General features: G+C 43.3%; 20 protein-coding genes and 1 pseudogene. 15 read left to right on the top strand and 6 right to left on the bottom strand.

Going from position 1 to position 22,318, the window contains the following annotated elements:
• Positions 1–154: 154 nt before the first annotated feature.
• Positions 155–658: a Cys-tRNA(Pro) deacylase gene (ybaK, locus tag EI162_RS01735; protein ID WP_192522708.1), complete on the top strand. Its 504-nt coding sequence runs from the start codon at positions 155–157 to the stop codon at positions 656–658.
• Positions 659–908: 250 nt separating this feature from the next.
• Positions 909–1,280, top strand: coding sequence for a 5-carboxymethyl-2-hydroxymuconate Delta-isomerase (locus EI162_RS01730; protein WP_192522707.1), 372 nt, complete (start codon positions 909–911; stop codon positions 1,278–1,280).
• Between the two features lie 29 nt (positions 1,281–1,309).
• Here EI162_RS01730 and EI162_RS01725 read toward each other — a convergent pair whose 3' ends face one another.
• Positions 1,310–1,765: a hypothetical protein gene (locus tag EI162_RS01725; RefSeq protein ID WP_192522706.1), complete on the bottom strand. Its 456-nt coding sequence runs from the start codon at positions 1,763–1,765 to the stop codon at positions 1,310–1,312.
• 224 nt (positions 1,766–1,989) lie between these two features.
• Positions 1,990–3,810, bottom strand: a complete 1,821-nt coding sequence (locus EI162_RS01720; protein ID WP_192522705.1) for an acyl-CoA dehydrogenase C-terminal domain-containing protein — start codon at positions 3,808–3,810, stop codon at positions 1,990–1,992.
• A gap of 416 nt (positions 3,811–4,226) precedes the next feature.
• On the opposite strand from EI162_RS01720, the gene EI162_RS01715 reads away from it, so the two are divergent.
• Entirely contained in the window at positions 4,227–5,351 is a 1,125-nt protein-coding gene (locus EI162_RS01715; RefSeq protein WP_192522704.1) for an FUSC family protein, read from the top strand.
• Between the two features lie 27 nt (positions 5,352–5,378).
• On the opposite strand, the gene aroE is transcribed toward EI162_RS01715, so the two are convergent.
• Complete coding sequence (gene aroE / locus EI162_RS01710; RefSeq protein ID WP_192522703.1) at positions 5,379–6,245, bottom strand: shikimate dehydrogenase; 867 nt, start codon at positions 6,243–6,245, stop codon at positions 5,379–5,381.
• A 407-nt stretch (positions 6,246–6,652) separates the two neighbouring features.
• Here aroE and EI162_RS01705 point away from each other — a divergent pair, with 407 nt between their 5' ends.
• Together EI162_RS01705 and EI162_RS01700 are read left to right on the top strand one after the other, a co-directional pair.
• Entirely contained in the window at positions 6,653–7,336 is a 684-nt protein-coding gene (locus EI162_RS01705; protein WP_192522702.1) for a hypothetical protein, read from the top strand.
• 36 nt (positions 7,337–7,372) lie between these two features.
• Positions 7,373–8,353 (top strand): aminotransferase class IV, encoded by a 981-nt coding sequence (locus EI162_RS01700; RefSeq protein ID WP_225736885.1) that lies wholly within the window; start codon positions 7,373–7,375, stop codon positions 8,351–8,353.
• On the opposite strand, the gene EI162_RS01695 is transcribed toward EI162_RS01700, so the two are convergent.
• The gene (locus tag EI162_RS01695; RefSeq protein WP_225736884.1) at positions 8,350–8,553 is read right to left on the bottom strand and encodes a DpnD/PcfM family protein; all 204 of its coding nucleotides are present in this window, start codon (positions 8,551–8,553) and stop codon (positions 8,350–8,352) included. The genes EI162_RS01700 and EI162_RS01695 overlap by 4 nt on opposite strands.
• 158 nt (positions 8,554–8,711) lie before the next feature.
• On the opposite strand from EI162_RS01695, the gene EI162_RS01690 reads away from it, so the two are divergent.
• Positions 8,712–9,278, top strand: a complete 567-nt coding sequence (locus tag EI162_RS01690; protein WP_192522701.1) for a hypothetical protein — start codon at positions 8,712–8,714, stop codon at positions 9,276–9,278.
• Between the two features lie 59 nt (positions 9,279–9,337).
• A complete protein-coding gene (locus EI162_RS01685; RefSeq protein WP_192522700.1) occupies positions 9,338–9,832 on the top strand; it encodes a hypothetical protein in 495 nt (164 codons plus the stop codon).
• Here EI162_RS01685 and EI162_RS01680 read toward each other — a convergent pair.
• Positions 9,829–10,593 (bottom strand): annotated as a pseudogene (locus EI162_RS01680) (DpnI domain-containing protein). The gene EI162_RS01685 and the pseudogene EI162_RS01680 overlap by 4 nt on opposite strands.
• A 161-nt stretch (positions 10,594–10,754) precedes the next feature.
• Here EI162_RS01680 and mltG point away from each other — a divergent pair.
• Complete coding sequence (gene mltG / locus EI162_RS01675) at positions 10,755–12,056, top strand: endolytic transglycosylase MltG (RefSeq protein WP_192522699.1); 1,302 nt, start codon at positions 10,755–10,757, stop codon at positions 12,054–12,056.
• 111 nt (positions 12,057–12,167) lie between these two features.
• Entirely contained in the window at positions 12,168–12,848 is a 681-nt protein-coding gene (tmk, locus tag EI162_RS01670) for a dTMP kinase (protein ID WP_192522698.1), read from the top strand.
• Positions 12,849–13,068: 220 nt separating this feature from the next.
• Here the strand turns inward: tmk and EI162_RS01665 are convergent, their stop codons facing one another.
• A complete protein-coding gene (locus EI162_RS01665; RefSeq protein WP_192522697.1) occupies positions 13,069–15,408 on the bottom strand; it encodes a cation:proton antiporter in 2,340 nt (779 codons plus the stop codon).
• Positions 15,409–16,285: 877 nt separating this feature from the next.
• On the opposite strand from EI162_RS01665, the gene EI162_RS01660 reads away from it, so the two are divergent.
• The 6 genes from EI162_RS01660 to EI162_RS01635 form a co-directional block, all read left to right on the top strand.
• Positions 16,286–17,650 (top strand): Do family serine endopeptidase, encoded by a 1,365-nt coding sequence (locus EI162_RS01660; RefSeq protein ID WP_225735372.1) that lies wholly within the window; start codon positions 16,286–16,288, stop codon positions 17,648–17,650.
• Between the two features lie 347 nt (positions 17,651–17,997).
• On the top strand, positions 17,998–19,149 hold the full coding sequence (locus EI162_RS01655; protein WP_192522695.1) for a hypothetical protein: 1,152 nt from the start codon (positions 17,998–18,000) through the stop codon (positions 19,147–19,149).
• A 410-nt stretch (positions 19,150–19,559) separates the two neighbouring features.
• Positions 19,560–20,465 carry a 4-hydroxy-tetrahydrodipicolinate synthase gene (gene dapA, locus EI162_RS01650; protein ID WP_192522694.1) on the top strand — a complete coding sequence of 302 codons (906 nt, stop codon included), beginning with the start codon at positions 19,560–19,562 and terminating at the stop codon, positions 20,463–20,465.
• Between the two features lie 143 nt (positions 20,466–20,608).
• Complete coding sequence (locus EI162_RS01645; protein WP_192522693.1) at positions 20,609–20,923, top strand: hypothetical protein; 315 nt, start codon at positions 20,609–20,611, stop codon at positions 20,921–20,923.
• A gap of 129 nt (positions 20,924–21,052) precedes the next feature.
• Positions 21,053–21,766: a phosphoribosylaminoimidazolesuccinocarboxamide synthase gene (gene purC, locus EI162_RS01640; RefSeq protein WP_192522692.1), complete on the top strand. Its 714-nt coding sequence runs from the start codon at positions 21,053–21,055 to the stop codon at positions 21,764–21,766.
• Positions 21,767–21,873: 107 nt separating this feature from the next.
• On the top strand, positions 21,874–22,318 hold a 445-nt coding region (locus tag EI162_RS01635; protein ID WP_192522691.1), incomplete at its 3' end, for a transposase.

Genomic DNA, 22,318 nt, shown 5'->3' with positions numbered 1-22,318 from the left:
ACAGGTTTGAGGTAGTATATAGTGAGTTAGGCCGCTTTTAATAAGGTCTCGTATTTGAAGATTAACCTATTTAGCGTAATAATAGTTTGCCTACAACCGCGACCAACCATGTGTAAGCCTATCATTTAACCTCACTGATTTGAGTTAAAATATTATGACGCCAGCCATCAATCTTGCCAAAAAGTGCGCTCTTAATTATCAATTGCACGAATATAGCCATGACAGTAACGCCGCCTCTTTTGGTTTAGAGGCGGTAGAAAAACTCGGCGTTGATGCCGCTCAAGTGTTTAAAACCTTGGTCGTGTTGACCGATGCTGGTGCGCTCGCAGTTGCGGTATTGCCCGTAGAGAAAACCTTAAACTTTAAAAAAATGGCCAAAGCACTGTCTGTTAATAAGCTGTCTTCTAATAAAGTACTGTCCTGCAAAAAAGTCCAAATGGCAGACCCAAAACAAGTCGAACGCAGTACTGGCTACGTACTCGGCGGCGTCAGTCCATTGGGGCAAAAAAAGCGTTTGGCAACTATTATCGATAGTTCAGCTGAAGTGCAGCCAACTATTTATGTGAGTGGTGGTCGGCGTGGTTTAGAGATTGAGCTGCCCCCTGCACAACTGGCTGCCATTCTTGATGCTCGATTTGGCAGTATTGTTGATGATTAAAAGTGTCCTTAATAATTCGGCATTGAGCTTGGACTAAGATAATCTCTGGTATAGTCAGTTAGAAATAGAATCGCCGCATTAATAAAAACGTACTACTGGAGTGAGTTTTTCTTGCTTGCTGTTCGCAAGCGTGACAGAGGCTGCGAAAAATTTACTCCAGTAGTATTCGTATCAGTTTTAAAGTGATTCAGCTATATTTATCTTTTATTTAAATTTTATAATTTTCAAATTGCAAAAGGATAGTAGCCGTATGCCGCATTTAACCATTCAAGTAACCCCTAATGTCATGATTGCTCATGAAGAATCATTTATTAAAGCGTTAAATAAAGCGCTGTGGGACAGTGGTCATTTTGGTAAACCAACTGATATCAAAGCACGAATAGTGCCTATAGAGACATTTTTGGTGGGTGTTGAAGATGACGAGCAAGCCAATGGTTTTGTTTATGCTCATTTAAAAATAATGAGCGGTCGTGATCTTTTGATTCGTAATCAGCTCGCTGAGCTATTGGTTACAACCATAGAAGAAACAATAAAGTCAGAGCAATCAGTGCGGGTCGAGTTACAGATATGTGTTGAAGTTGAGGAAATTAGCATGGTTTATCATAAAAAAATGCTTAGCTAATACCTAGCCAGAATGATTTATTACCTAGCTTATTCATTTTCGCATAATTCTTTACTAGCATATTTAGGTAGCATAATAACTTCAACGTGATATCCAGCTGTTTTACCTTGCGTCGCCATTAGGTTGCGGGCAATGCGCAGTCGATATTCTCCTGTCATTGGCAAGCAGTTCTGATAAATGATACCGCCTTTGGTGCCATCTTGGCTGCCGTCTGGCATATGTAACACACCGACATTGGCAGTCTCAGGCGTCGCTTTATTTTTACCTGATGGCGGTGCGATATTTATCAGCGCATATTGACCTTTTTCCGCATTAAAACGATACCATTGCTCATCTACATTGGGTTTTAATTTGCCAGTAATCGTGGTGCTGATTTGACCTTTGGCAAAACGGATAGGGGTGTCGCTCGCTTGCGCGCCACTAATACTGATGAAGCCAATCATAAGCACAGAGGTTAAAGAAGGGATAAAAGTGGATAGGGTCATGGTTACCTCCTATAAAATATAATTATTGGTTACTTTCTAATACCATTCACAAAAGTTAGAGTAGCAAGGAAAACGAGTGCAAGTGCTACGCATTATAGGCTAAACGAGTTTGACACGGCTAATCGTACTTTTTGGGTTTGGTATAATCTAGCATAAAAAAGCGCCCAGTTATTAACTGGGCGCTTTTTAAATTCTAAATGTTAAAGATTGGTATTTAAGCAATCCTAGTCTAAGAATGAAAAGCTATCAATGTCCATTGAAGTCATGCTTTCGCTTGGTGCGACCATGCTTTCGGCGTGACCAGACGTACGTGGTAATAGCTTATCAAAGTAGAATTCAGCGGTTTGGATTTTGGCTTTGTAGAATTCCGGTGCTTCAGTGCCACCATTTTCTAGCTTGTCATAGGCAACTGCCGCCATACGCGCCCAATGATAACCCATCATCACATAGCCTGAGTACATTAAGAAGTCATCAGATGCTGCTGAGATAATTTCACGGTCTTTACGTGCCATTAGCATCAAGCGTACGGTTAGCGTGTTCCACTCAGCACATAGCTTAGTCAATGCCCAAACGAATTTGCGCATGTCTTTGTCTAAGGCATATTCACCACACCATTTCATGATGCTTGAGGTATAGTCGCGAATGATTTTACCTTTAGACTGTAAGATAACTTTACGACCTAGTAAATCTAGTGCTTGGATACCAGTGGTGCCTTCGTACATAGTGGCGATACGAGCATCACGAGCGATCAGCTCCATGCCCCATTCTTTGATATAACCGTGACCACCATATACTTGCTGACCATGTTTGGCCGCTTCAATACCAAGCTCAGTTAGGAAGCCTTTAAGAATTGGCGTGTAGAAGCCTAACTTATCATCCCATTTCTCAAATTCTTCATCATCGCCATTAATAATGCCTTGCGCCATTTTGTCCGCATAGCGTGCTGAATGATAAATCATTGAGCGACCACCTTCAGCAAAGGCTTTTTGGGTCAATAGCATACGACGTACGTCAGCGTGATGAATGATGGCATCTGCTACTTTTTCAGGATCTTTGGTACCTGATAACGTACGCATTGAGCGACGATCTTTGGCATAAGGTAGGGCGTTTTGGAATGCTAGCTCAGTATGGGCAAGACCTTCGATACCAGTACCGATACGCGCGGTGTTCATAAAGGTGAACATGGCTTTGAGGCCTTTGTTCGGCTCACCAATGAGGTAACCGACTGCATCATCAAAGTTCAGAACACAAGTTGCTGATGAGTTAATACCCATTTTGTGCTCAATCGAACCACAAGTGACGCCATTACGTTCACCGATTTCGCCTTCAGCATTTGGTAAGAATTTCGGCACGATAAATAATGAGATACCGCGTGTGCCTTCTGGCGCACCTGGTAGGCGCGCTAGTACGATATGGACGATGTTTTCGGTTAAATCATGCTCACCGCTTGAGATAAAGATTTTGGTACCGCTAAGCTTATAGCTGCCGTCTTCTTGTGGAATGGCTTTTGACTTAACTTGACCCAAGTCAGTACCACATTGTGGCTCAGTCAGACACATGGTGCCCGCCCAAGAGCCTTCGACCAATTTATGCAGGTAAGTTTCTTTTTGCTCATCGGTACCATATTGCATGATGGTATTGATACAACCGGTTGATAGACCAGGGTACATCGCCCAAGGCCAGTTAGCGGTACCAATCATTTCAGCTTTAATGAGGTTCAATGAAGTCGGTAAGTTCATACCACCGTATTCTTCAGGGTATGAGATACCTTGCCAGCCGCCTTCTACAAATTGATTATAAGCTTCTTTAAAGCCTTTTGGCGTGGTCACGACGCCATTATCAAAATGACAGCCTTCTGCATCAGCGGGCTGATATAAAGGCGCTAAAACGTTTTCAGCAAAATCTGCCATACCCTGAAGAATCATATCGACGGTTTCAGGATCAGCGTTCTCACCATTGTCTAGATCTTTATAATGCGTTTGGTAATCAAAAACATCATTAATCAAGAATTTAATATCACGTAAGGGTGCTTTGTAAGTTAACATAATCGCTCTCTTTGGTTGATTCGCTATCATAGACTTATGGCATCGCATTCGAGCCATTTCATGTCAGCGATATTTACTTATTTTGAATAGCGGTAGACACTGTTTTGATTGTCATATGATCGGTTGTCATGTGGATTTATGAGTAACAGCTTATCCGTTATAATAGTCGTTAAGTCGTCCTTGATAAAAGTTAGCTGTTATGGTGTTAATACGAGTATAAATCTTCTGGGACGACAAATATACAACTTATAACTAATATTCATTAGTTGGTGTTTTATGTATAAATTTTAGTTATATTTTAGTCGAGCAATGACCATAATTAAGCGATGACTATACTAGGGCGTTTTAAATACCATAAAGAAGAATCGGACAAAAAATTAAAGAAATATGAATTTATTATATAAGAGAAACCACAGATGAGCGCATTGAAGCAAAAAGAGCGAGCATCTTGGCTGAATCAAGTATTGGCTAGCCTAAAGCGTTTAATTAATGGGGAGCTGAGCCATCTATTAAAAGTAAATCGCAGTAAGCGACCATGGCACTTGCCAGTTATTGCCGCGATTGCGATTAGCTTTCCTGTATTTGTCGGCGCCTATTTTGGTCATTTATCTTCGGGTATCAAGGCATCGCTCGGGGCCATGGTTATCTTAAACCTGCCTCTAGTCGGTACGCTGCCGCACCGTGTAATCACGATGATGGCATGGGGCTTTGCTATGTCGCTGTGTTTTGCGCTTGGGCTATTAGCTCAGCAAATACCATGGCTCAGGCTGCCCGTATTTGCATTGATGGCCTTTGGTATTATTGTTTTTGGACGTCACTATCGCCAGCCGCCGCCCGCGGGTTTGTTTATCATGATGTCAGGTGCCATTGCCTTATTTATCCCTGTACCCATGGAGCAAATCATGCCAGCAATGGGGCTGGTGATGCTTGGCAGTGGCTTTGCCTTAATCATGGGGCTGCTATATTCACTGTTTCTATTGGCGACGCGTCCTTCGTCACCGACGCCGATTTATAGTTATGAGCCAGATACCATCAGCGAAAGCATTATTGTCGCAGGCTTCGTCAGTTTGTCGTTACTAATCGCAGTGACGCTGGACATGTCCAACCCGTATTGGGCAGCAGTTAGCTGTTTTCTTATCATTCAAGGTATTCATTTGCGGACGATGTGGATTAAGCAGTTTCATCGTTTGCTTGGGACATTGATAGGGGTAGGGCTGGCGAGTTGGATGCTCTCTTGGGGTTTGTCGATATGGGGCGTGGCCGCTTCGATATTGGTGATGATGCTGTGTATTGAGTCATTAGTGGACAGGCATTATGGTCTCGCTGTTATATTTATTACGCCATTGACGATATTTATTGCCGAATACGGTAGCGGTATGTCGCTTATGCCAACGGCTTATCAAGAGGTGATGCGCGCGCGTCTGTTTGATACCTTACTCGGCTGTATGGTCGGTCTTGGTGGCGGCATCGTTATGCATTCAACCAATTTGCGCGTACCGCTACGGCGTATTGAGAATTGGCTACTGACACGATTTGGTTAGCAAACAATATCATTGATGAAATATCATTTATACTGACGGGGCTTTTAATGCCTCACTTGCCTGTCCAACATCGACAGCATGACCTGTCCAACGCTCAAAGCTCAAAGCAGCTTGTCCAATCAGCATGCCATAGCCGTCTGAGGTTTGCGCACTGTGCGCAGCAAAGTGCTCTAAAAATGGCAGCGTGCGACCATACATCATGTCGTAAGCATACTGGCAGCTGAGCCCATCGTGCAATGGCAATGTCTCACCTGACAGTCCGATAGAGGTCGCATTGATGATGATATCAAACGCGCCAGTTAATGCCGCTGTAGGGCAGGTTTTAATCTGCTTATCAGCGATAGTAGGACTAGCCGCGCTAAGCTCATCGACCAATACTTCTGCTTTAGTTACTGTACGGTTGGCAATAGTTAACTGGCCAATACCCGCTTGAATAAGGGGCAATATCACCCCACGTGCTGCGCCGCCTGCACCGATGAGAGCCACACGTGCGCCATTCAGCGGCCAGTTTAGGCTTGTCATATGATTGACCAGCCCTTGTCCGTCGGTATTATCGCCGTATAGTGCTTCTGCTATTGATGCGCCATTTTTCAACATTTCACTATTTAACAGCAGGGTGTTGACCGCACCAGCAACTTTGGCATGCTCGGATAAACCACCGCGCGCCGCACAGTCATCATAAGCGACTTGCTTAAACGGCACTGTGACATTGGCACCGATGCCACCACCATGAAAAAACGCTTCTATCACGGCGGTAAAGCTTGTGGCCTCATCGGGGCAGTATTGGCGTTCGTACGAGATATCGATACCGACTTGTGCGGCGAATTGCTGATGAATCTCAGGAGATTTGCTGTGGGCAATCGGATTGCCGATAACGATAAAGTGTTGGTTCATAAAGGGTCCACTGGCTAAAGGAAGCAATAAACTAAGAATAAAAAATCGATAAAACAGTCGATAATGCAATCATCAAAACCCAATCATCATAAGGGATAACATGGCGATTAACAAACTTGATGCTTGAACAGTAAGCCTTTCATTAAGCAGGTTTTTTATCCAAAAAGGTCTTTAACAAATCTGTACCCTCTTGGAGTGTTATCCGTAACGTAAAGGGTGGTCAAGTGTTAAGCAGTTCGGTAAACTATATAATAGTAAAACACTCTATCAATCTACTCTAATGATTGCTGGGTTATAGCTTTTATTAACCACGCTTTTTATTAATAAAATTTTTCATTATCAGCGCTATATTTGCCAGCACGTTGATATTATCCTGAGACTAACTTAAAACTGTGAGTAAATCGCCCATGTGGAATAGCACGCTACAAACCTTTGTGGTTGGTATGGTTATGGCAGTTGGAGTATCGTTGAGTAGCTGTGACAGCAGCAAAGACGATCTCCAAAAATCAGATACCAATGCTGAAACAATTGTAGACGACAGCAAGCAAACAGAGAATAATGCGCCAGTGCAGGACAATGCTGCCTCTAATGCTGACTTGGATGGCGCGACTGCTCAGCAAGGCACACAAGTGAAATATGATGTATCGGCTTGGGGTACTGATAAGGTAAAGTCGCTCAATATAACTGAGTTAGAGGGTATTAAATCATCTTTTGGGAAGGTGCGGAGTACTGATGAAAATAGCCTAGACTATGCCAGTAATCCAGCAGCCAAATATCGCTTTATGAATACGGATGAGCCTTATTTGGATGTGATTGACTCTGAAAAATATCTCGAGCTTGGCTGGTACTTTGCTAATCCTACTGATTCTGACAAAGAAAAAGAGCTGAGTCAAAATCATGCCAAAAAGGCTTATAAACTGTCGCGCCAATTGATGGGTGAAGAGGGTGGTAGACTAATCGCTGATATGCTTAATGGTCAAATTGCTAAAAATAAAGTCGTCGGTGGACACAAAGTAGAACTGGCAAAATGTGAGTTCTATAGCTGTATGCTGATCATCAATAAAACCGCTGTCCAGCCAGACGATAGCTAAGCTTGTGATAACTATTTTGTAGGAACCATAGTAACGATGATGTCGCCGATTAACCGCTGGTTATGCCTAAACTCACAAGGCAACAGTACAGATGTTACAGCAGTAACTACCTCATTAGACAATCGCGGTTTGGCATACGGTGATGGCTTTTTTACTACCATGGGCGTCATCGATGGTCAGATATTGTGGTTGGACTATCATCAGCAGCGGCTTGACTCTCACGCCAGCTCTTTGCATCTCGATTTAGATAGCCAGCTCTTATTAGTGGCCTTGCAAACGCACGCCGAGCAGCTACAACAAGGTATGCTCAAGCTCATCGTCTCCCGTGCCGCGCAAGATATTGGTGGTTATGGTTATACGCCCAGCGCCTCTGGTAGCGCTTGCGAGATTTGGCTAAAATCTTCTACGATGCTCGTTGGCACGGCTGAGCAGTTGCGCTTATCTGGTGAGCGTTTAGTCCCCATGCAGCCTGTCAGTACTGCCGTTTGCTTGTCTTCACAGCTCGCCTGCCTACCGCCGCCATTAGCAGGACTCAAAAGCCTTAATCGTCTGGATAATGTGCTGGCAAGTGGCGAGCTTCAAGCCATCAAGGCTCATAGATTAGCGTCTAATGCAGGGCTAGACAGTGCTAGTGTTGGCGAAGGTTTGCTGCGTGATATGAGCGGGCGCTGGGTTGAAGGCACGATGAGCAATGTGTTTTATCAATTATCAGACTCACAATTGCTAGAGCCGCAATCCTCACAATCCGACAGCCTTTTAGACCTCAATAAACATGACTCGAATTATTTAACTCAAGGACAATGGTACACGCCGTCTATGGCACAATCGGGCGTCGCGGGCGTGATGCGACAAGTCATTATCGATACATTGTCGAATAGCAAAAATCCTGTCATTATCAGGTCATTAAAAGACGAAGATTTATCACAGTTAAGCCAACTGTTCTTTTGCAATGCGCTGCGCGGGGTCATGCCGATGAATAGTCTGACGTTATTATCGGGTGAAGTGGTAGGTTTTTAAGTGATTTTAATCGTATTTAAAAATATTAAATTTAGTGTCAATAAAATCATCAGCATATAAAATAACTTCCTCATTGCGATACCTACCCGCGCCTTTAATAGTGCTTCTTGCTCGTTCTCTGCGCCAACTTCTACGATATTACTCAACGTCTCGACAATCTCTATCTGAAAGACTTTCTTTAATTTCTTATCTGTTTTCATCCTTACTATCCCCGATATACGCTTATCAAAATTTCTTTAGTAGTTATATCCGCTAGATTAGCAAGGGCGCTCAAAAAGAAGTGATCGTCTTTTGTTACGTAGCCTTGTGCGATAAGGAAAATCGATCAATTATAGTGATTTGATAAGGAAGGAAATCTATGGAATACATCTACGAAGATGAACGAATACCTCTACAAATCCGTCGACTATTAATTTTTGATGAGATTTGCAAATTAGCAAAGAAACAACCTGATGAAATTATTCACTTATCAAGATTTACTGAGTTATCGCTCGGTGTTATGTATCTGAAAGACTTTAAAAAGTTTATTGCGTTTGGTGGTGTGTTTGAGTATGCAGAAACAAGAGAAGAAGTTATCGAGCAACGTATTAGAGTTTTCCCTAACGATGAGCCAGTAACAAGGGCGCTAACAGTCAATTTAAAGCAGTTTACTCAGCCCGCGCGCACAGCTATCCAGCTGGTTTGGTATTGGAATAACTATGTTAAAAATAGAATGCACGCTTACGTCGATTATCGTGAAGAACACTTTTTTAAAATCAATGATGAAATTGAATCAGAATACCCACCGCATAAGTTTCATGACCGTCTCGTTGCAACGGCACGTTTACCTTTATGGGACGATAGAGAGGAGTTAATCGCAGACGTATACCGTGATAATAAAGGACAACCGAGGCCTGAACGCTTTAATGAGAAACGTTTAATATAATTTAAGGTGTTTAGAAATTGATCGTATTTTATTAAATATTATTTAACAGGAGATAATAAATGCGTACTACCTATGAAGAAAAACGTATCCCACTACAAATCCGCCGATTAATGCTATTTAGTGAAATATGTCGTAAAGCAAAAAAATATCCTGATGAAGTCGTTCACTTAGCGGGTTATTCAAAGATAGCATTCAATATTATTTATTCTGAAAAAGATAAAAAATATACAGCATTTGGTGGGACATTTAAGTATGCGCATATACGTCAAGAAGTCATAGAGCAAGGCGTAGACAAACTGTTTCATGATGAACCTGTGATGTGTGCGCTTACCGTAAAAAGACAAGCTTTTACCAAAGCTTCTCGTACGCCATTAGGACTATTAGTAGGCTGGAATAAACATGTAAAAAATAAATCTTCTAAATGCATTAAGGATAATATGGACACTTTTTTTAAAGTAAATGATGGGTTGGAGATGGACTATCCTCCGCACAAGTTCTATGAACGATTGGTGGCAAGCGCTTATTTGCCTCTTTGGGATGATAATCAAACTTAATATAATTTTCGATAATGTCCACGACCCAAAAACTCAATAATGCCTCTATCGCGTAATACTTGTAATTGCTAACGGATTTTATCTTTAACATGGTTGTTTTCAGGGTATTTGAGTTTTAATAAGTCAGCAAACGCATAAACTTGATTGAGAGAAAAGCTGTCTTCTAGTCTATCGATACATTGCCACACATCTAGCGTCCAACCACGCGAAGCTGTAGATTGCTTACGTAGAAACAAGGTTTTTTGAAATTGTTCGGTGACATTATCGCGTGGTATAACTTGCTGGTCTTTGACCAAAAATACTTTCCCTGATTCGGGCACTTTACGCAAATCGATATTACAGCCAACCCAACCTGCGCGTTTGGCAGTGGCTAATAAAGGTTTGCGTTTTATAATCATGTCTGGTTTAAAAAACTGTTTTGGAATGATTAAAAAGTTATTGACTGTATATTCTTGAGAGTAGGTTAAAAAGAAAAAACTGGGATTATCTTCGCTACTGATACGTTCAATCATGGTGTTATAAGCACCATCATTAATAACGTTACTCAACTTTGCCTTTTTACTTTTTAGCTCATATTCCTCGCTGCAATATCCGCAATAAAAGTCAGCGACAGGTTGGTTATTAGCAAATTCAACCAATGGTTCGGCATTACAATTTGGGCAATAGCCTTGATTAGCGACCCAATCTTCACTTAGTACCCTAATCCTTTGAGGTTCAGACTTATAGTTTTTGGCAAGACTTTGATTAAAATGTAGATTCATAACCCATTTTCTTATCAGAATTAAAATTTAAAATTATTAATAAGCGATATAGCGATATAACTTGTTATAAACACCAAGTTAATGCATAAGCTAAGCAAATACCATTGAAAATCACACAGTTCAGTGCTAAATTCTAGCAAACTTCTGCCTCGCGAGTTGCCATGAGCAAGCCCACACCTGAAACGCCTCCTGAACGTCCTAATGATACGCCATCGAATAAGCAAGATGGCACTGTTGACGAGCGTGTCGATACGGTTGATACCACGCTGGCGGATACACAACCAGAGGTCGATGAGGTAGAGCAGCCGCCAGCAACGGATGTCTCACTCATCAGTGGAGACAGTAAGCCGCGAGAGTATAAAGCGGACAATCAATCGTTTTTTATGCAGCGTGGCTATCAGGTGCTACTCGTGCTGGGGCTCATAGCTGCATTTTTGCTAGTGATGGTTTATCAGACATTATTTGGACGTGTTGAGCAGCCAAAGCAGATGGTCACGATTGAGCAGGGTCAGACGTATTATGGATTATTGCCGCAATGGCAACAGCAGATTCCGCTGTTTTCTGCCAGTATCGCCAAGCTGTATATCAAGTCGCAAGTCGATGGCCCACTGCATGCGGGTATCTATCAATTACCAGAAAATCCCACCATTGCTGAAGCACTACAAGTGCTGGGGCAAGGGGCAAAAGCGGCGATGGTCAAGGTACAAATCATCGAAGGCAAAACCTCGAAGGATTTATATCAAACGTTACGCGATAATGACAATATCATAAAAGAGGCACTGACCGACGCTAGTGGCAATGATAACGACAATGCCAGTATTGCTCAGACATTGGATTTGGCAGGTATATTGCCCGATGCGGTGACCAGCAGTGATGATGCTATCGTCAATCATAACCTTGAAGGCTGGTTTGCCCCAGATACGTATTATTACGGTGAAGGCACCAGTGATAAAAAAGTGCTGACTGACTTGTATAAGCGTCAACAGCAAGCGCTGACCGACGCGTGGGAAAACCGTGCGCCTGATTTGCCTTATAAAACACCTTATGAAGCGCTGGTGATGGCATCTATCATCGAAAAAGAAACCAGCGTGGTAGAAGAGCGTCCTTTGGTATCAGCAGTGTTTAATAATCGCCTCAATAAAGGCATGCGCCTACAAACCGATCCGACCATTATCTATGGTATGGGCAGTCGCTATGACGGTAATATCCGCCGTAAAGACATCGATGAAAAAACTGCTTATAATACCTATCAAATTGATGGCTTGCCGCCCACACCAATCGCCCTACCGTCTGCGGCTTCCATCGAAGCGACCTTGCATCCTGCTGATAGTGAGGCACTATACTTTGTGGCGACCGGTAACGGCGGACATAAATTTACCAGCAGCTTGAGTGAGCACAATCAAGCGGTAAAAAAATATCTCAGCGTCATGCGTGAAAAGAAAGCCCAAACACCGGCGCAGTAAGTGGTTTCTTTAGCTTGTTGTTAAATAAGAAGCCTATCGTTTATTGAGCATTTCGTTTATTGAGCGTTATCATTATAAATATAACGCTCATCAATGACATAAGGTCATAGCATGTCAGCATCCACCCAAACACCGTTGTTTCAAAACACCACTACACCGACTCAAGGGCGCTTTATCAGTTTTGAGGGCACTGAAGGTGTGGGTAAAACCACCGCTATCGAGCAGTTATGCGCACATTTGCAGGCGCGTGGTATTGATTATCTGCGTACTCGTGAGCCGGGCGGTAGTCCGTTTGCGGAGCGTTTGCGCGCTATCCTGTTAGACCCTGAGACGATTATCAATGATGATACAGAATTGCTATTAATGTTTGCCGCACGCTGTGACCATATGCAGCAAGTGATATTGCCAGCGCTACAACGCGGCACATGGGTGATATGTGATAGATTTACTGATTCGACCATTGCTTATCAAGGGTTTGGGCGGGCGCATGGTGATGAAGCAGTACGTGCCAAGATTGAGTTGCTTATCGAGCAGTTTTTGACGCAATTACCTGAGCTGACCTTGTGGTTAGACTTGCCCGTATTAGAAGGTATGGCGCGCGCCAATAAACGTAGCGCAGCCGACCGCTTTGAGCAACAAGCAACAGAGTTTTTTACTTGGGTGCATAAAGGTTTTAGCACGCTGGCGACCGAGTACCCCGAGCGTATACAGCGTATTGATGCAACTGGCACGGCTAGTGAGGTTAGCGCACGTATATGGCAAGCGGTTCAGGACAGGTTTGAGCTGAGTTGATACGCTTTAAAACCGATACGAGTGCTACTGGAGTAAATTTTTCGCAGCCTCTGTCACGCTTGTGAACAGCAAGCAAGAAAAATTTATAACAGTAGCACGTGGCTATTTACTTTATTACAATCGTATCGATTTTATTTAGAGCCTATAGCTCTGAAGAAAAAAGCCCCAACTGTCCGTTGGGGCTTTTGTATTTTATAGACTAATTTTAAAAAAGCAGCAGTTATTCTTTACCTGTCTTCTTCTTATCTAGATCTTTCTGCACAACGTCTTTACTGGCGTCAGCATCAGAACTAGCATCAGCGCCAGTGCTAGTCGCATTGTTTTGACCAGAGTCTGGCAGACGATTTGGATCAAGTGAGCCTTTTTTAGTTTTAGGGGCGTTACCATCACCGTTGGTATTGCTAGATAGCTTACTCTTAGAAGTGGTCTTTGACTCTGCGGTCGAATTGGCTGACATTACACCTTTATCAACAGTGTTAGCAGGTTCAGACTTTGATTCTGCACCCTTATCGTTAGCCGTTGTTGGCTTGGCTGGCGCTGATTCAGACGAGGAACTATCATTAGCGCTGGTTGATGAGTCACTTGAGACCTTTTGCTCATTGTCTGTTTCAGGGTTATTATCTTTGTCGGTCGCTGTTGCAGGGTCTTGCTCTGCTACGTCAGCGTTATCGTCGCTTAACTCCTTTTCTTTACGCTTATCAGGTGCTTTTGATTTGGACTCAAAATTGGCATCGGCAGCCATACGCGCCTGCTCTTGCTTAGGCGTTACATCGACTGGCTTTGGTTGTACTTCATCTTCCACGACCAGTGAAATGAGCTTGCGATCACGGGGTACTGTCCCATCGAACTTATTCGTGATGACGTGTAGCTTGCCTTCTTTGTCGATAGTGTAGAGCGGAACAAACTGTTTATTATCAGCTTTATATTGCTCAAAGCTATAACTGTCAGTGATGTTAGTGATTTTGATACGGGCTTTTTTCGATAGCATGCTGGCAAGCTTGGTATAAGTGGCATCATCAAACAGCCATTGTGAGTGGAAGTTTGATTGCTTATCATCACGCTCACTTTTAACTTTTTCATCACTGAATTTGAGACGATATAACTTGCGCTCGCCAAATTCATGACGGTAATGAATCTCAGACAAGGTGTTCATCTCTTTGTCCATACTCATGGCAAATAAACGGCCAATACCGATAAGATCAAGATGATGGTCGGCATGGTCTGAGATGGGATTGCCAAAGTAAGTGCGTAGACCGCTCATGCGTGCGCGGGCAATATTGGTATAGTTATTATGAGCGACGATGACATCGAAGCCCTGCTCCTTTAACGAGGTGGCTACCAACAGGGCAATAGGGTTTGAGCCAACGATAAGAATCCCGTTGGTTTCAGGCTCACGTACGCCCAAGAAATTACCAACCATTTTTGCGCCCAAACCTTGAATCATTACTGTACCAATAATGACCAAAAATACTAATGGCACTAGCAGTTCAACGCCTTGAATATCATATTCTTGCAAGCGAATAGCAAACAGCGATGAGATAGCAGCCGCAACGATACCACGCGGGCCAATCCAGCTAATCATCAGCTTTTCATTGGTCTTTAAGTTGGAGCCAATAGAAGATGCCCACACCGATAAGGGGCGTGCGACAAACATCACGATTGCTAGCAATACCAATCCTGCAAAGCCCACGCTAAGCAGACTTTCAAGCTCAACACGGGCAGCAAGAATGATAAACAATACCGAGACTAATAAAATGGTTAACGATTCATTAAACTCTAAAATCGTCTCACGCGGGAATTTTGGCCAGTTGGCAAGAGCAACGCCCAATACCGTAACCGTCAATAGACCCGATTCATGCTCTAAATGGTTTGATACTGAAAATAAGACTAAGACAAAAGCAAGGGTAAAGACATTGCGCAAAAACTCAGGAATCATATGACGGCGCATGAGGAATGCCAATACCCAAGCACCCGCCATGCCAAGCGCAGTCGCCAATACTACGATTTTGGCAAATAGCAAAATGCTACTGGCTTCGCCACCTGAGATAATATACTCATAGACCAAAACCACGGCGATAGCGCCAATCGGGTCAATGATAATCCCTTCCCATTTAAGGATGTTGGATATGGTTTTATTGGGACGCACACTACGCAGTAGCGGCATAATCACCGTTGGGCCCGTCACGCACACCAGCGCACCGAATAATAAAGCTATCAGCGGGTCGACATCGAATAATAGATAGGTCGATAACGCGACGATGGCAATGGTGATAAGGACGCCGACGGACACCAGCATCTGCACGACGGTACCGTGTTGTTTGATTTCATCGAACTCGAGCGTTAGCGAGCCTTCGAATAGGATAATCGCCACCCCCAAGGAGATAAAGGGGAACATCAGCTCGCCTAATACCAAGTCGGGGTCAAATACGCCGAGCACAGGGCCAACGATAATACCAATCAATAATAAAAATAAAATGGACGGTTGCTTTAAATACCAAGCCAACCATTGGGCGGCGATGCCAATCCCAACCACGCCGGATAGCAGTAGGGCGGTATCCATAAATTAATCCTTTTATAATCTTGTCATATTTCATACCTATCAATAGCCACTATAGAGCAGTTGCTATAGGCAGCATATTTATGGGTTGATGCAAGCAACATGAACAGCTGAGCGATAGTGTTGGTCGCTAAGAGTAGCCGCTATGTATCACAGCATAAATCACCACATGAGTTAGGTATGATATAACTACTACAAATAAGTATAGACAAAAGCATTCCTAAATCATTAGAAATGCAAATAAGGGTGATGTTAATCAATATGACTAACGTATAGTCAATAATATTATTAAAATATGACTTTTGTTTGCTTATGAAATTATTTGGCTTGCTATCATAGCATGGTTTTATTTCGTCCTTATCGATGTTACCTCTTTCAGATAGCCTCGATAAGTAGTAATGCTTTGCAAAGCAAGTAAGCAATAACTGTGCCGTGACCTATCCTTGATTATTACTACAGCAAATTAGCGCTTTTTTATTTATCATACAGTAGCCGCGTTTGTCATGCACGTCACGACTATGACAATCTGTGTTAAAGGGTATAATCCATAAATATAAATGGTCGATGGCAAAAATTTATAAAAGCCAGTAACCTAATAGATTTATCAGGTCAATATAAAAGAGATACATGGGACTGGTATAGATTTTTTATGGCCTCTGTTGTTGGCACAGGCACAGCAAGTAAGCAAGCAAGCAAGCTTTGTACCAGTCCTGCGTCATAATACTGTGTATTTATTTATGTAGTATCGACTATCTCAACAATAATAATTATCACTTATATGGAGGGAAATATGCCTATTAATATGTTTAGAGGACAATCCAATTTTAAAATGCAGCATTGGTTGCAGCATAGTACATTAGCGCTTGCCATTGGCACAGCGATGGTAGCCAGTATTAATGTCGCTACCATGCCGACCGCTGAAGCAGCAGTCACTACGGCAGATTTTTCTGGCTTAGTTCAACAAGTCACCCCAGCAGTCGCCCGCGTCAATGTCACCAAAACTGTCAGCGAAGCGGAACTTGCCAAGGCTCAAACTGCTGAGTTATTGAGGCAGTTTTTTGGTGATCGCTTGCGTATCCCTGAGCAGGCAGCGACACCCGCGATTGAGCACGCTTATGGGACGGCTTTTTTTATCACCAAAGATGGCTATATGCTCACCAATCATCATGTGGTCGAAGGCGCTGACACCATTACTGTCACCCTCAATGACCGCACAGAGCTGGATGCGACCTTGGTAGGTAGTGATGAGCGCTCAGATGTGGCCGTACTAAAAATAAAAGGTACCACGTTTCCTGCGTTGCCTATTGGCGATTCAAATAGCCTAAAAGTAGGGGAGCCGGTACTGGCGATTGGCTCGCCATTTGGCTTTGATTATTCAGCATCGGCGGGTATCGTCAGCGCCAAATCGCGTAATTTTTCACGTGAGACCAGTGTGCCATTTATCCAAACCGATGTGGCACTCAATCCTGGAAATTCAGGTGGCCCCTTATTTAATCAGCGTGGTGAAGTCATCGGTATTAACTCGCGTATCTTTAGTGGTACTGGCGGCTATATGGGACTGTCGTTCTCTATTCCGATTGATGCAGCGATGGATATCTACGAGCAGCTAAAAACCAATGGTGAAGTGGCTCGCGCCTATTTAGGTATTTATCCGCAAGATATCGATCGCAATCTGGCAGAGGCTTATAATTTAGCGCGTCCGCAAGGGGCGTTATTGACTCGTGTTTCCCCCGACTCGCCGGCTCAAAAAGCGGGATTAAAATCAGGGGATGTTATTTTGCAATATAACAATGTGCAGATTATGGAGGCGTCAGATTTATTGAACCTGATTAATCGGGCACGTCCTGATGATGCGTTTCGTGTGCAGATTCAGCGTGATGGCAAGCAATCGATTATCACTGGCAAGCTTCGTAACGCATCCAATAATATGCAATCACAAGGACGTGCTCAGCAAGATAACGAGATAAGCTTAGGGTTGGCACTGCGTAATCTAACTTCAGAGGAGCAAATAGAGTTGGCTTCTGATAATAAGACTGGCGTATTAGTCACTGCTGTCGAGCCGACAGGGCTAGCGGCGCGCTCGGGCATATTGGCGGGTGACGTTATTACCAACCTGCATCAAAAATCAATTAAAACCGTCAATGACTTTTCTGGTGCTGTTTCATCATTACCCGAAAAAGGTGTGGTGACCATTGAGATTATGCGTCAGGGGATTCCTGGTATTATCGGCTTACGTATTGAGTAGCCGTTATAGATAGCCAGTCACAAATAGCCCGTTCAAAAACAAGTACGTCACAATATGCCTTAGTGATAATTGTACTTGTTTATCATAGAGGTCGACCTCTATAATGGCTGATTTTTTTATCAGATGTCTATTTTAATCAGGTGGTTGTTGTTATCCGATGATCAGGGTATGTTCTCAATTTAAACGATCATTATCTGAATGGGCTGATGTTTATCCCGTTTTTATGACTGTTATTAGTAGGGCATCTTTTAATTTATTCGTTGAGTGATTTATTTATTGTTCAATACGTTCTAACATAGGGTGAGCCATTTAATTGGTTTGTACCCTTATATAATTATCAGGTAATTATGATTGATGACCACGCTTTTTATACGCTAAGTATCTCTACGGCAGCAGCATTGCTCGCGTATATCGTACTGTGGTCAGGATTACAAACCTTCAATGCCAATCCTACCAAGCGTTTTATGCGCATTTGGTTTAAGTTAGCGTTATATTACGCGGCTTATACCATGCCTGTTTGGGTTGTGCTATTAATCATCGGTTGGTTGCAAGCAGTGTCACCGATGCTCGCGCAGTTATCTTTATTATCTGTGCTGATGATTTCACTAGTAATGGGGCTATACTTTTATACCGTGGTGGTGCAGCCCAACCGTCTACGCTTAGCGCATCAGGCGATTGATTTGGACTTATCAACACCGCTCACGGTCGCTGTACTGGCTGATTTACGCATAGGAATATATAGCGGAAAGCCGCGCCATATTCGCAAGCTTGTTGCCACTATTAATGCGCTACAAGCAGATGCGGTATTGATTACGGGTGATTGGTTATATTATCCAAGCGCAGATTTGGTGGGACAATTGATGCTGTTTAAAGGGGTTAATAAACCTGTTTATACGGTGATGAGCACCTCGGATTTACGCTATCAATCGATTAACACCACCAAGCAGGGACAGCCCCTATTAGAAGACACCTTGGCCAGTACCTTTGATGTGCTCGATATCAGTTATATCGGACAGCAATGTACCTCGTTACCACTGAAATGTGCTGGGTCTGCCAATAAGAGTTTGCAAGACAACTCCATTGTCGCAGCGCTCTGCGGCTGGCAGGATGTGCCGAAGCAATTCACTGATATTAAGGATGCCAATGCAACAGGTAAGGCCGCTCTAGGGGCAGAAATTGCGACTGCTACCAAGCCAGTCATTATTTTGGCTTCACGATTCGATAGTATTAGAGATTTACCAAAAGCCTTGCAGCCGCGACCACTATTGATTACTGGCGCGGCAAAAACAACGCAAAAAAATATATGGCTGGCACAAAAACAAAAAGATATCGAGCGTAGTCGTGAGCAGTCAACCTTGTTAAATAGCAGCCGTATGGGTCAGCAGCGCGGTTTATATCAGCACGGTAGTGCGCAGATATTTGTTAGTAGCGGTATTGGTACTCGAGGATTGCCTTTTCGGTTGTATCGTCCCACTATCGATGTGTTGACGATTCGTTAATACTATCTAAAAGACTTATCAGTGCTGATGCATTGCGCTAAACTGACTGTTAAGCGAATATTCTACTTGGCAATAAGGCTTGAGCCGAATGTTGATGAGATGCGGCGAGAGAAAGTAGGCGTATTTTGGCGCTCAATTTAGATATTGCATCTCAATTGATTGATAGCGGTTAAAGTAAAATATGCTACACTAACAGGCGTTTTTATTGCTATCAGCCAATTACAGTGGCAGCCGATAAAAATAGCGTTAATGACTTTAGAAGAGATAAATAAATAGTATTAACATCACGCAAGATATTGCCTTTTACGTTATTTTTATTAAACGTTGAGCTTTAAGTTAAAAGGCACTTGCAAACGACCTATCATGTGACAGCTTTAATAAAAGCTAGGATAATACAGTAAGGCACGGTTATGAGCACAGCATACGACGAAATCAAAACCCGACTACAAGGCTCAATGGTAGCCTTGGTAACGCCCATGCACCCTGACGGTAAGGTCGATTATAAACGTCTGGCAGACCTCATAGATTGGCAGATTGAACAAGGTACACATTGCCTAGTCGCCGTTGGCACCACTGGTGAATCAGCGACGTTATCTATGCAAGAGCACAGCGAGGTGATTCGCTATTTTGTGCAGCATGTCAAAGGCCGTGTGCCAGTGATTGCTGGTACAGGCGCCAACAATACGACCGAAGCGATTAAGCTGACCCAAGACGCTGCCGATGCGGGTGCAGACTGTGCGTTATTGGTCGCGCCTTATTATAATAAACCGCCGCAAGAAGGTTTATACCAGCATTATAAAACCATCGCTGAAGCAGTGGACATCCCGCAGATGCTCTACAACGTACCAGGACGTACGGTCGTTGATATCGCCCAAGAAACGGTTGAGCGCTTAGCAGATATAGACAATATCGTAGCGATTAAAGACGCAACAGGGTCGGTCGGACGCGGTGAGCAATTAATTAAAGCTGTTGGTGACAGATTGGTTGTTCTATCTGGTGATGATGGTACCGCGCTTGAGCTGATGAAAGTAGGCGGCAAAGGTAATATTTCGGTGACTGCCAACGTGGCACCAAAAGCCATGAGCGAAACTTTTACCGCAGCCTTGCGCGGCGACTTTGACACGGCTAATAAAGCACATGATGTCATCAAACACTTACACCGTGACTTATTTATCGAGTCCAGCCCTATTCCTGTTAAATATGCTTTATATAAAATGGGCATGATAGATAACGGTATCCGCTTGCCATTGGTTTGGCTAGCAGAACAACATCATGCGACGATTGATGAAGCCTTGGTGCGTGCAAACTTACTATAGATGCGCGCAAGATTATTATAAAACCAAGCGTTATAGAGGCTAAGCCAGTTATTAATAAATAGGCTTAGTAGCTGCTATAAGGTCTGGTAAAATAATACGCCAGTTGCCCAAATGAGTGTTAATTGCTAACTTAGAGAGATAACATGATGAAAACATCATCACCGACTACAAAGATATTCCCCGCGATGCTAACCTTAGTTTTGGGCAGCACCCTAGTATTGAGCGGCTGCCAAACTGCTAAAAACTTACTGGGTAAGCGTGACAACGGTAGCCTAGAATACCAACAAAGCAAAAAATTGGCGCCTATAGAGCTGCCAGCTACCAAAGAAACAGCCCCTTTTGTGCCTTTATATCAAACCCCTAACGCGGGTGCAAATACGCTCAAATTACAAAACGAATCAGGCAGCCAGTATCAATTGCCGAAGCCTCAGCGTACGGTAAGCCCTACCTCAAATTAAATCCATTTCTCTATTTGTATCGCTGGTTTTCACGGTCACTAATGCATATATCATTAATACTGTATTATCAGATCCAGTGATATCTGCGCGTTTTTACCACATAAGCTTGAACGAACAGGAATCCCGATAATGCAAAAGCAACAACTGCTGTATAAAGGCAAAGCCAAATCCGTTTATGAAACAGAAGACAACGATCTGCTGATTCTACACTTTCGCGATGATACCTCAGCGCTTGATGGCAAACGTATCGAGCAGTTGGCACGCAAAGGCGTCGTCAATAATCGCTTTAATGCGTTTATCATGCAAAAATTGGCGGATGCTGGCATCGAGACGCATTTTGAAAAGCAATTGTCTGATGATGAAGTTTTGGTCAAACGTTTAGAGATGATTCCGGTTGAGTGCGTGGTACGTAACTTTGCTGCTGGTAGTTTGGTGCGTCGTTTGGGTGTAGAAGAAGGGCAGGCTTTGACGCCGCCTACCTACGAGCTGTTCTATAAAGATGATGCGCTTGGCGATCCGATGGTCAATGAATCACTTTCTATTTCTCTTGATTGGGCTAATGAGGCACAGCTGGCGAGAATGAAAGAGCTGAGCTATCAAGTCAATGACGTACTAAAAGCACTATTTGATGCAGGCGATTTAATATTGGTCGATTTCAAACTAGAGTTTGGCGTGTTCCACGATCGTATCGTCCTAGGTGATGAGTTCTCACCAGATGGCTGCCGTATTTGGGACAAAGTCACTAAGAAAAAACTGGATAAAGACCGTTTCCGTCAGTCATTAGGTGATGTGATCGAAGGCTATGAAGAAGTCGCTAAGCGTATTGGTGTGCCATTAAGTTAAGTAATTTATCTGGGTTAATTTTATAGTATAGAAAAAAAGCTGAGCCATGGGGGGAGTTTCCCAAACTCTGTGTAACTGCTTATAATCCACTAACAGGAGAATAAGCAATGACTACTCAATCTGACATCAAGAAACTGGCTGAGCAAATGGCCAGCAGCATGAAAAGCTTCGATGACATCAAAGACTTTCAAAAGCAGCTCATGCAGTCCTTCATCGACACTGCCTTAGAAGCAGAAATGGAAGAGCATCTCGGCTACCCCAAGCATGAAAAGGCAGACAGGCCTAATAAGCGCAATGGGCACACTAAAAAGAGAGTCCGTAGCGACACAGGCGAGCTTGAGATCTCCACCCCCAGAGACCGTGATAGCAGCTTTGAGCCTGTACTTGTCAGTAAGCATCAAACCCGTATTTCAGGTCTTGATGACAAAATCATCAGCTTTTACGCCAAAGGTCAAACCACTACTGAGATTGTCGAAACCATCAAGGACATCTACGACGTCGACATCTCAAGCAGCTTGGTTTCCAGAGTCACTGACAACATCTTGGATGACA

This window comes from Psychrobacter sp. FME6 (genome assembly GCF_014861365.1).
Lineage (GTDB): Bacteria > Pseudomonadota > Gammaproteobacteria > Pseudomonadales > Moraxellaceae > Psychrobacter.
Note: the sequence above shows the minus strand (reverse complement) of the source record. Positions and strands in the feature narration are given on the sequence as shown.

Excerpts from the sequence above, each read along its gene's own strand:
- EI162_RS01665 (WP_192522697.1), bottom strand. The coding sequence starts at position 15,408 with ATGGATACCGCCCTACTGCTATCCGGCGTGGTTGGGATTGGCATCGCC.
- mltG (WP_192522699.1), top strand. The coding sequence starts at position 10,755 with ATGAGCAAGCCCACACCTGAAACGCCTCCTGAACGTCCTAATGATACG.
- EI162_RS01645 (WP_192522693.1), top strand. The coding sequence starts at position 20,609 with ATGATGAAAACATCATCACCGACTACAAAGATATTCCCCGCGATGCTA.
- EI162_RS01730 (WP_192522707.1), top strand. The coding sequence starts at position 909 with ATGCCGCATTTAACCATTCAAGTAACCCCTAATGTCATGATTGCTCAT.
- aroE (WP_192522703.1), bottom strand. The coding sequence starts at position 6,245 with ATGAACCAACACTTTATCGTTATCGGCAATCCGATTGCCCACAGCAAA.
- dapA (WP_192522694.1), top strand. The coding sequence starts at position 19,560 with ATGAGCACAGCATACGACGAAATCAAAACCCGACTACAAGGCTCAATG.
- EI162_RS01700 (WP_225736885.1), top strand. The coding sequence starts at position 7,373 with ATGATGTCGCCGATTAACCGCTGGTTATGCCTAAACTCACAAGGCAAC.
- EI162_RS01715 (WP_192522704.1), top strand. The coding sequence starts at position 4,227 with ATGAGCGCATTGAAGCAAAAAGAGCGAGCATCTTGGCTGAATCAAGTA.
- purC (WP_192522692.1), top strand. The coding sequence starts at position 21,053 with ATGCAAAAGCAACAACTGCTGTATAAAGGCAAAGCCAAATCCGTTTAT.
- EI162_RS01695 (WP_225736884.1), bottom strand. The coding sequence starts at position 8,553 with ATGAAAACAGATAAGAAATTAAAGAAAGTCTTTCAGATAGAGATTGTC.
- EI162_RS01685 (WP_192522700.1), top strand. The coding sequence starts at position 9,338 with ATGCGTACTACCTATGAAGAAAAACGTATCCCACTACAAATCCGCCGA.
- tmk (WP_192522698.1), top strand. The coding sequence starts at position 12,168 with ATGTCAGCATCCACCCAAACACCGTTGTTTCAAAACACCACTACACCG.
- EI162_RS01690 (WP_192522701.1), top strand. The coding sequence starts at position 8,712 with ATGGAATACATCTACGAAGATGAACGAATACCTCTACAAATCCGTCGA.
- ybaK (WP_192522708.1), top strand. The coding sequence starts at position 155 with ATGACGCCAGCCATCAATCTTGCCAAAAAGTGCGCTCTTAATTATCAA.
- EI162_RS01705 (WP_192522702.1), top strand. The coding sequence starts at position 6,653 with ATGTGGAATAGCACGCTACAAACCTTTGTGGTTGGTATGGTTATGGCA.
- EI162_RS01660 (WP_225735372.1), top strand. The coding sequence starts at position 16,286 with ATGGTAGCCAGTATTAATGTCGCTACCATGCCGACCGCTGAAGCAGCA.
- EI162_RS01655 (WP_192522695.1), top strand. The coding sequence starts at position 17,998 with ATGATTGATGACCACGCTTTTTATACGCTAAGTATCTCTACGGCAGCA.
- EI162_RS01725 (WP_192522706.1), bottom strand. The coding sequence starts at position 1,765 with ATGACCCTATCCACTTTTATCCCTTCTTTAACCTCTGTGCTTATGATT.
- EI162_RS01720 (WP_192522705.1), bottom strand. The coding sequence starts at position 3,810 with ATGTTAACTTACAAAGCACCCTTACGTGATATTAAATTCTTGATTAAT.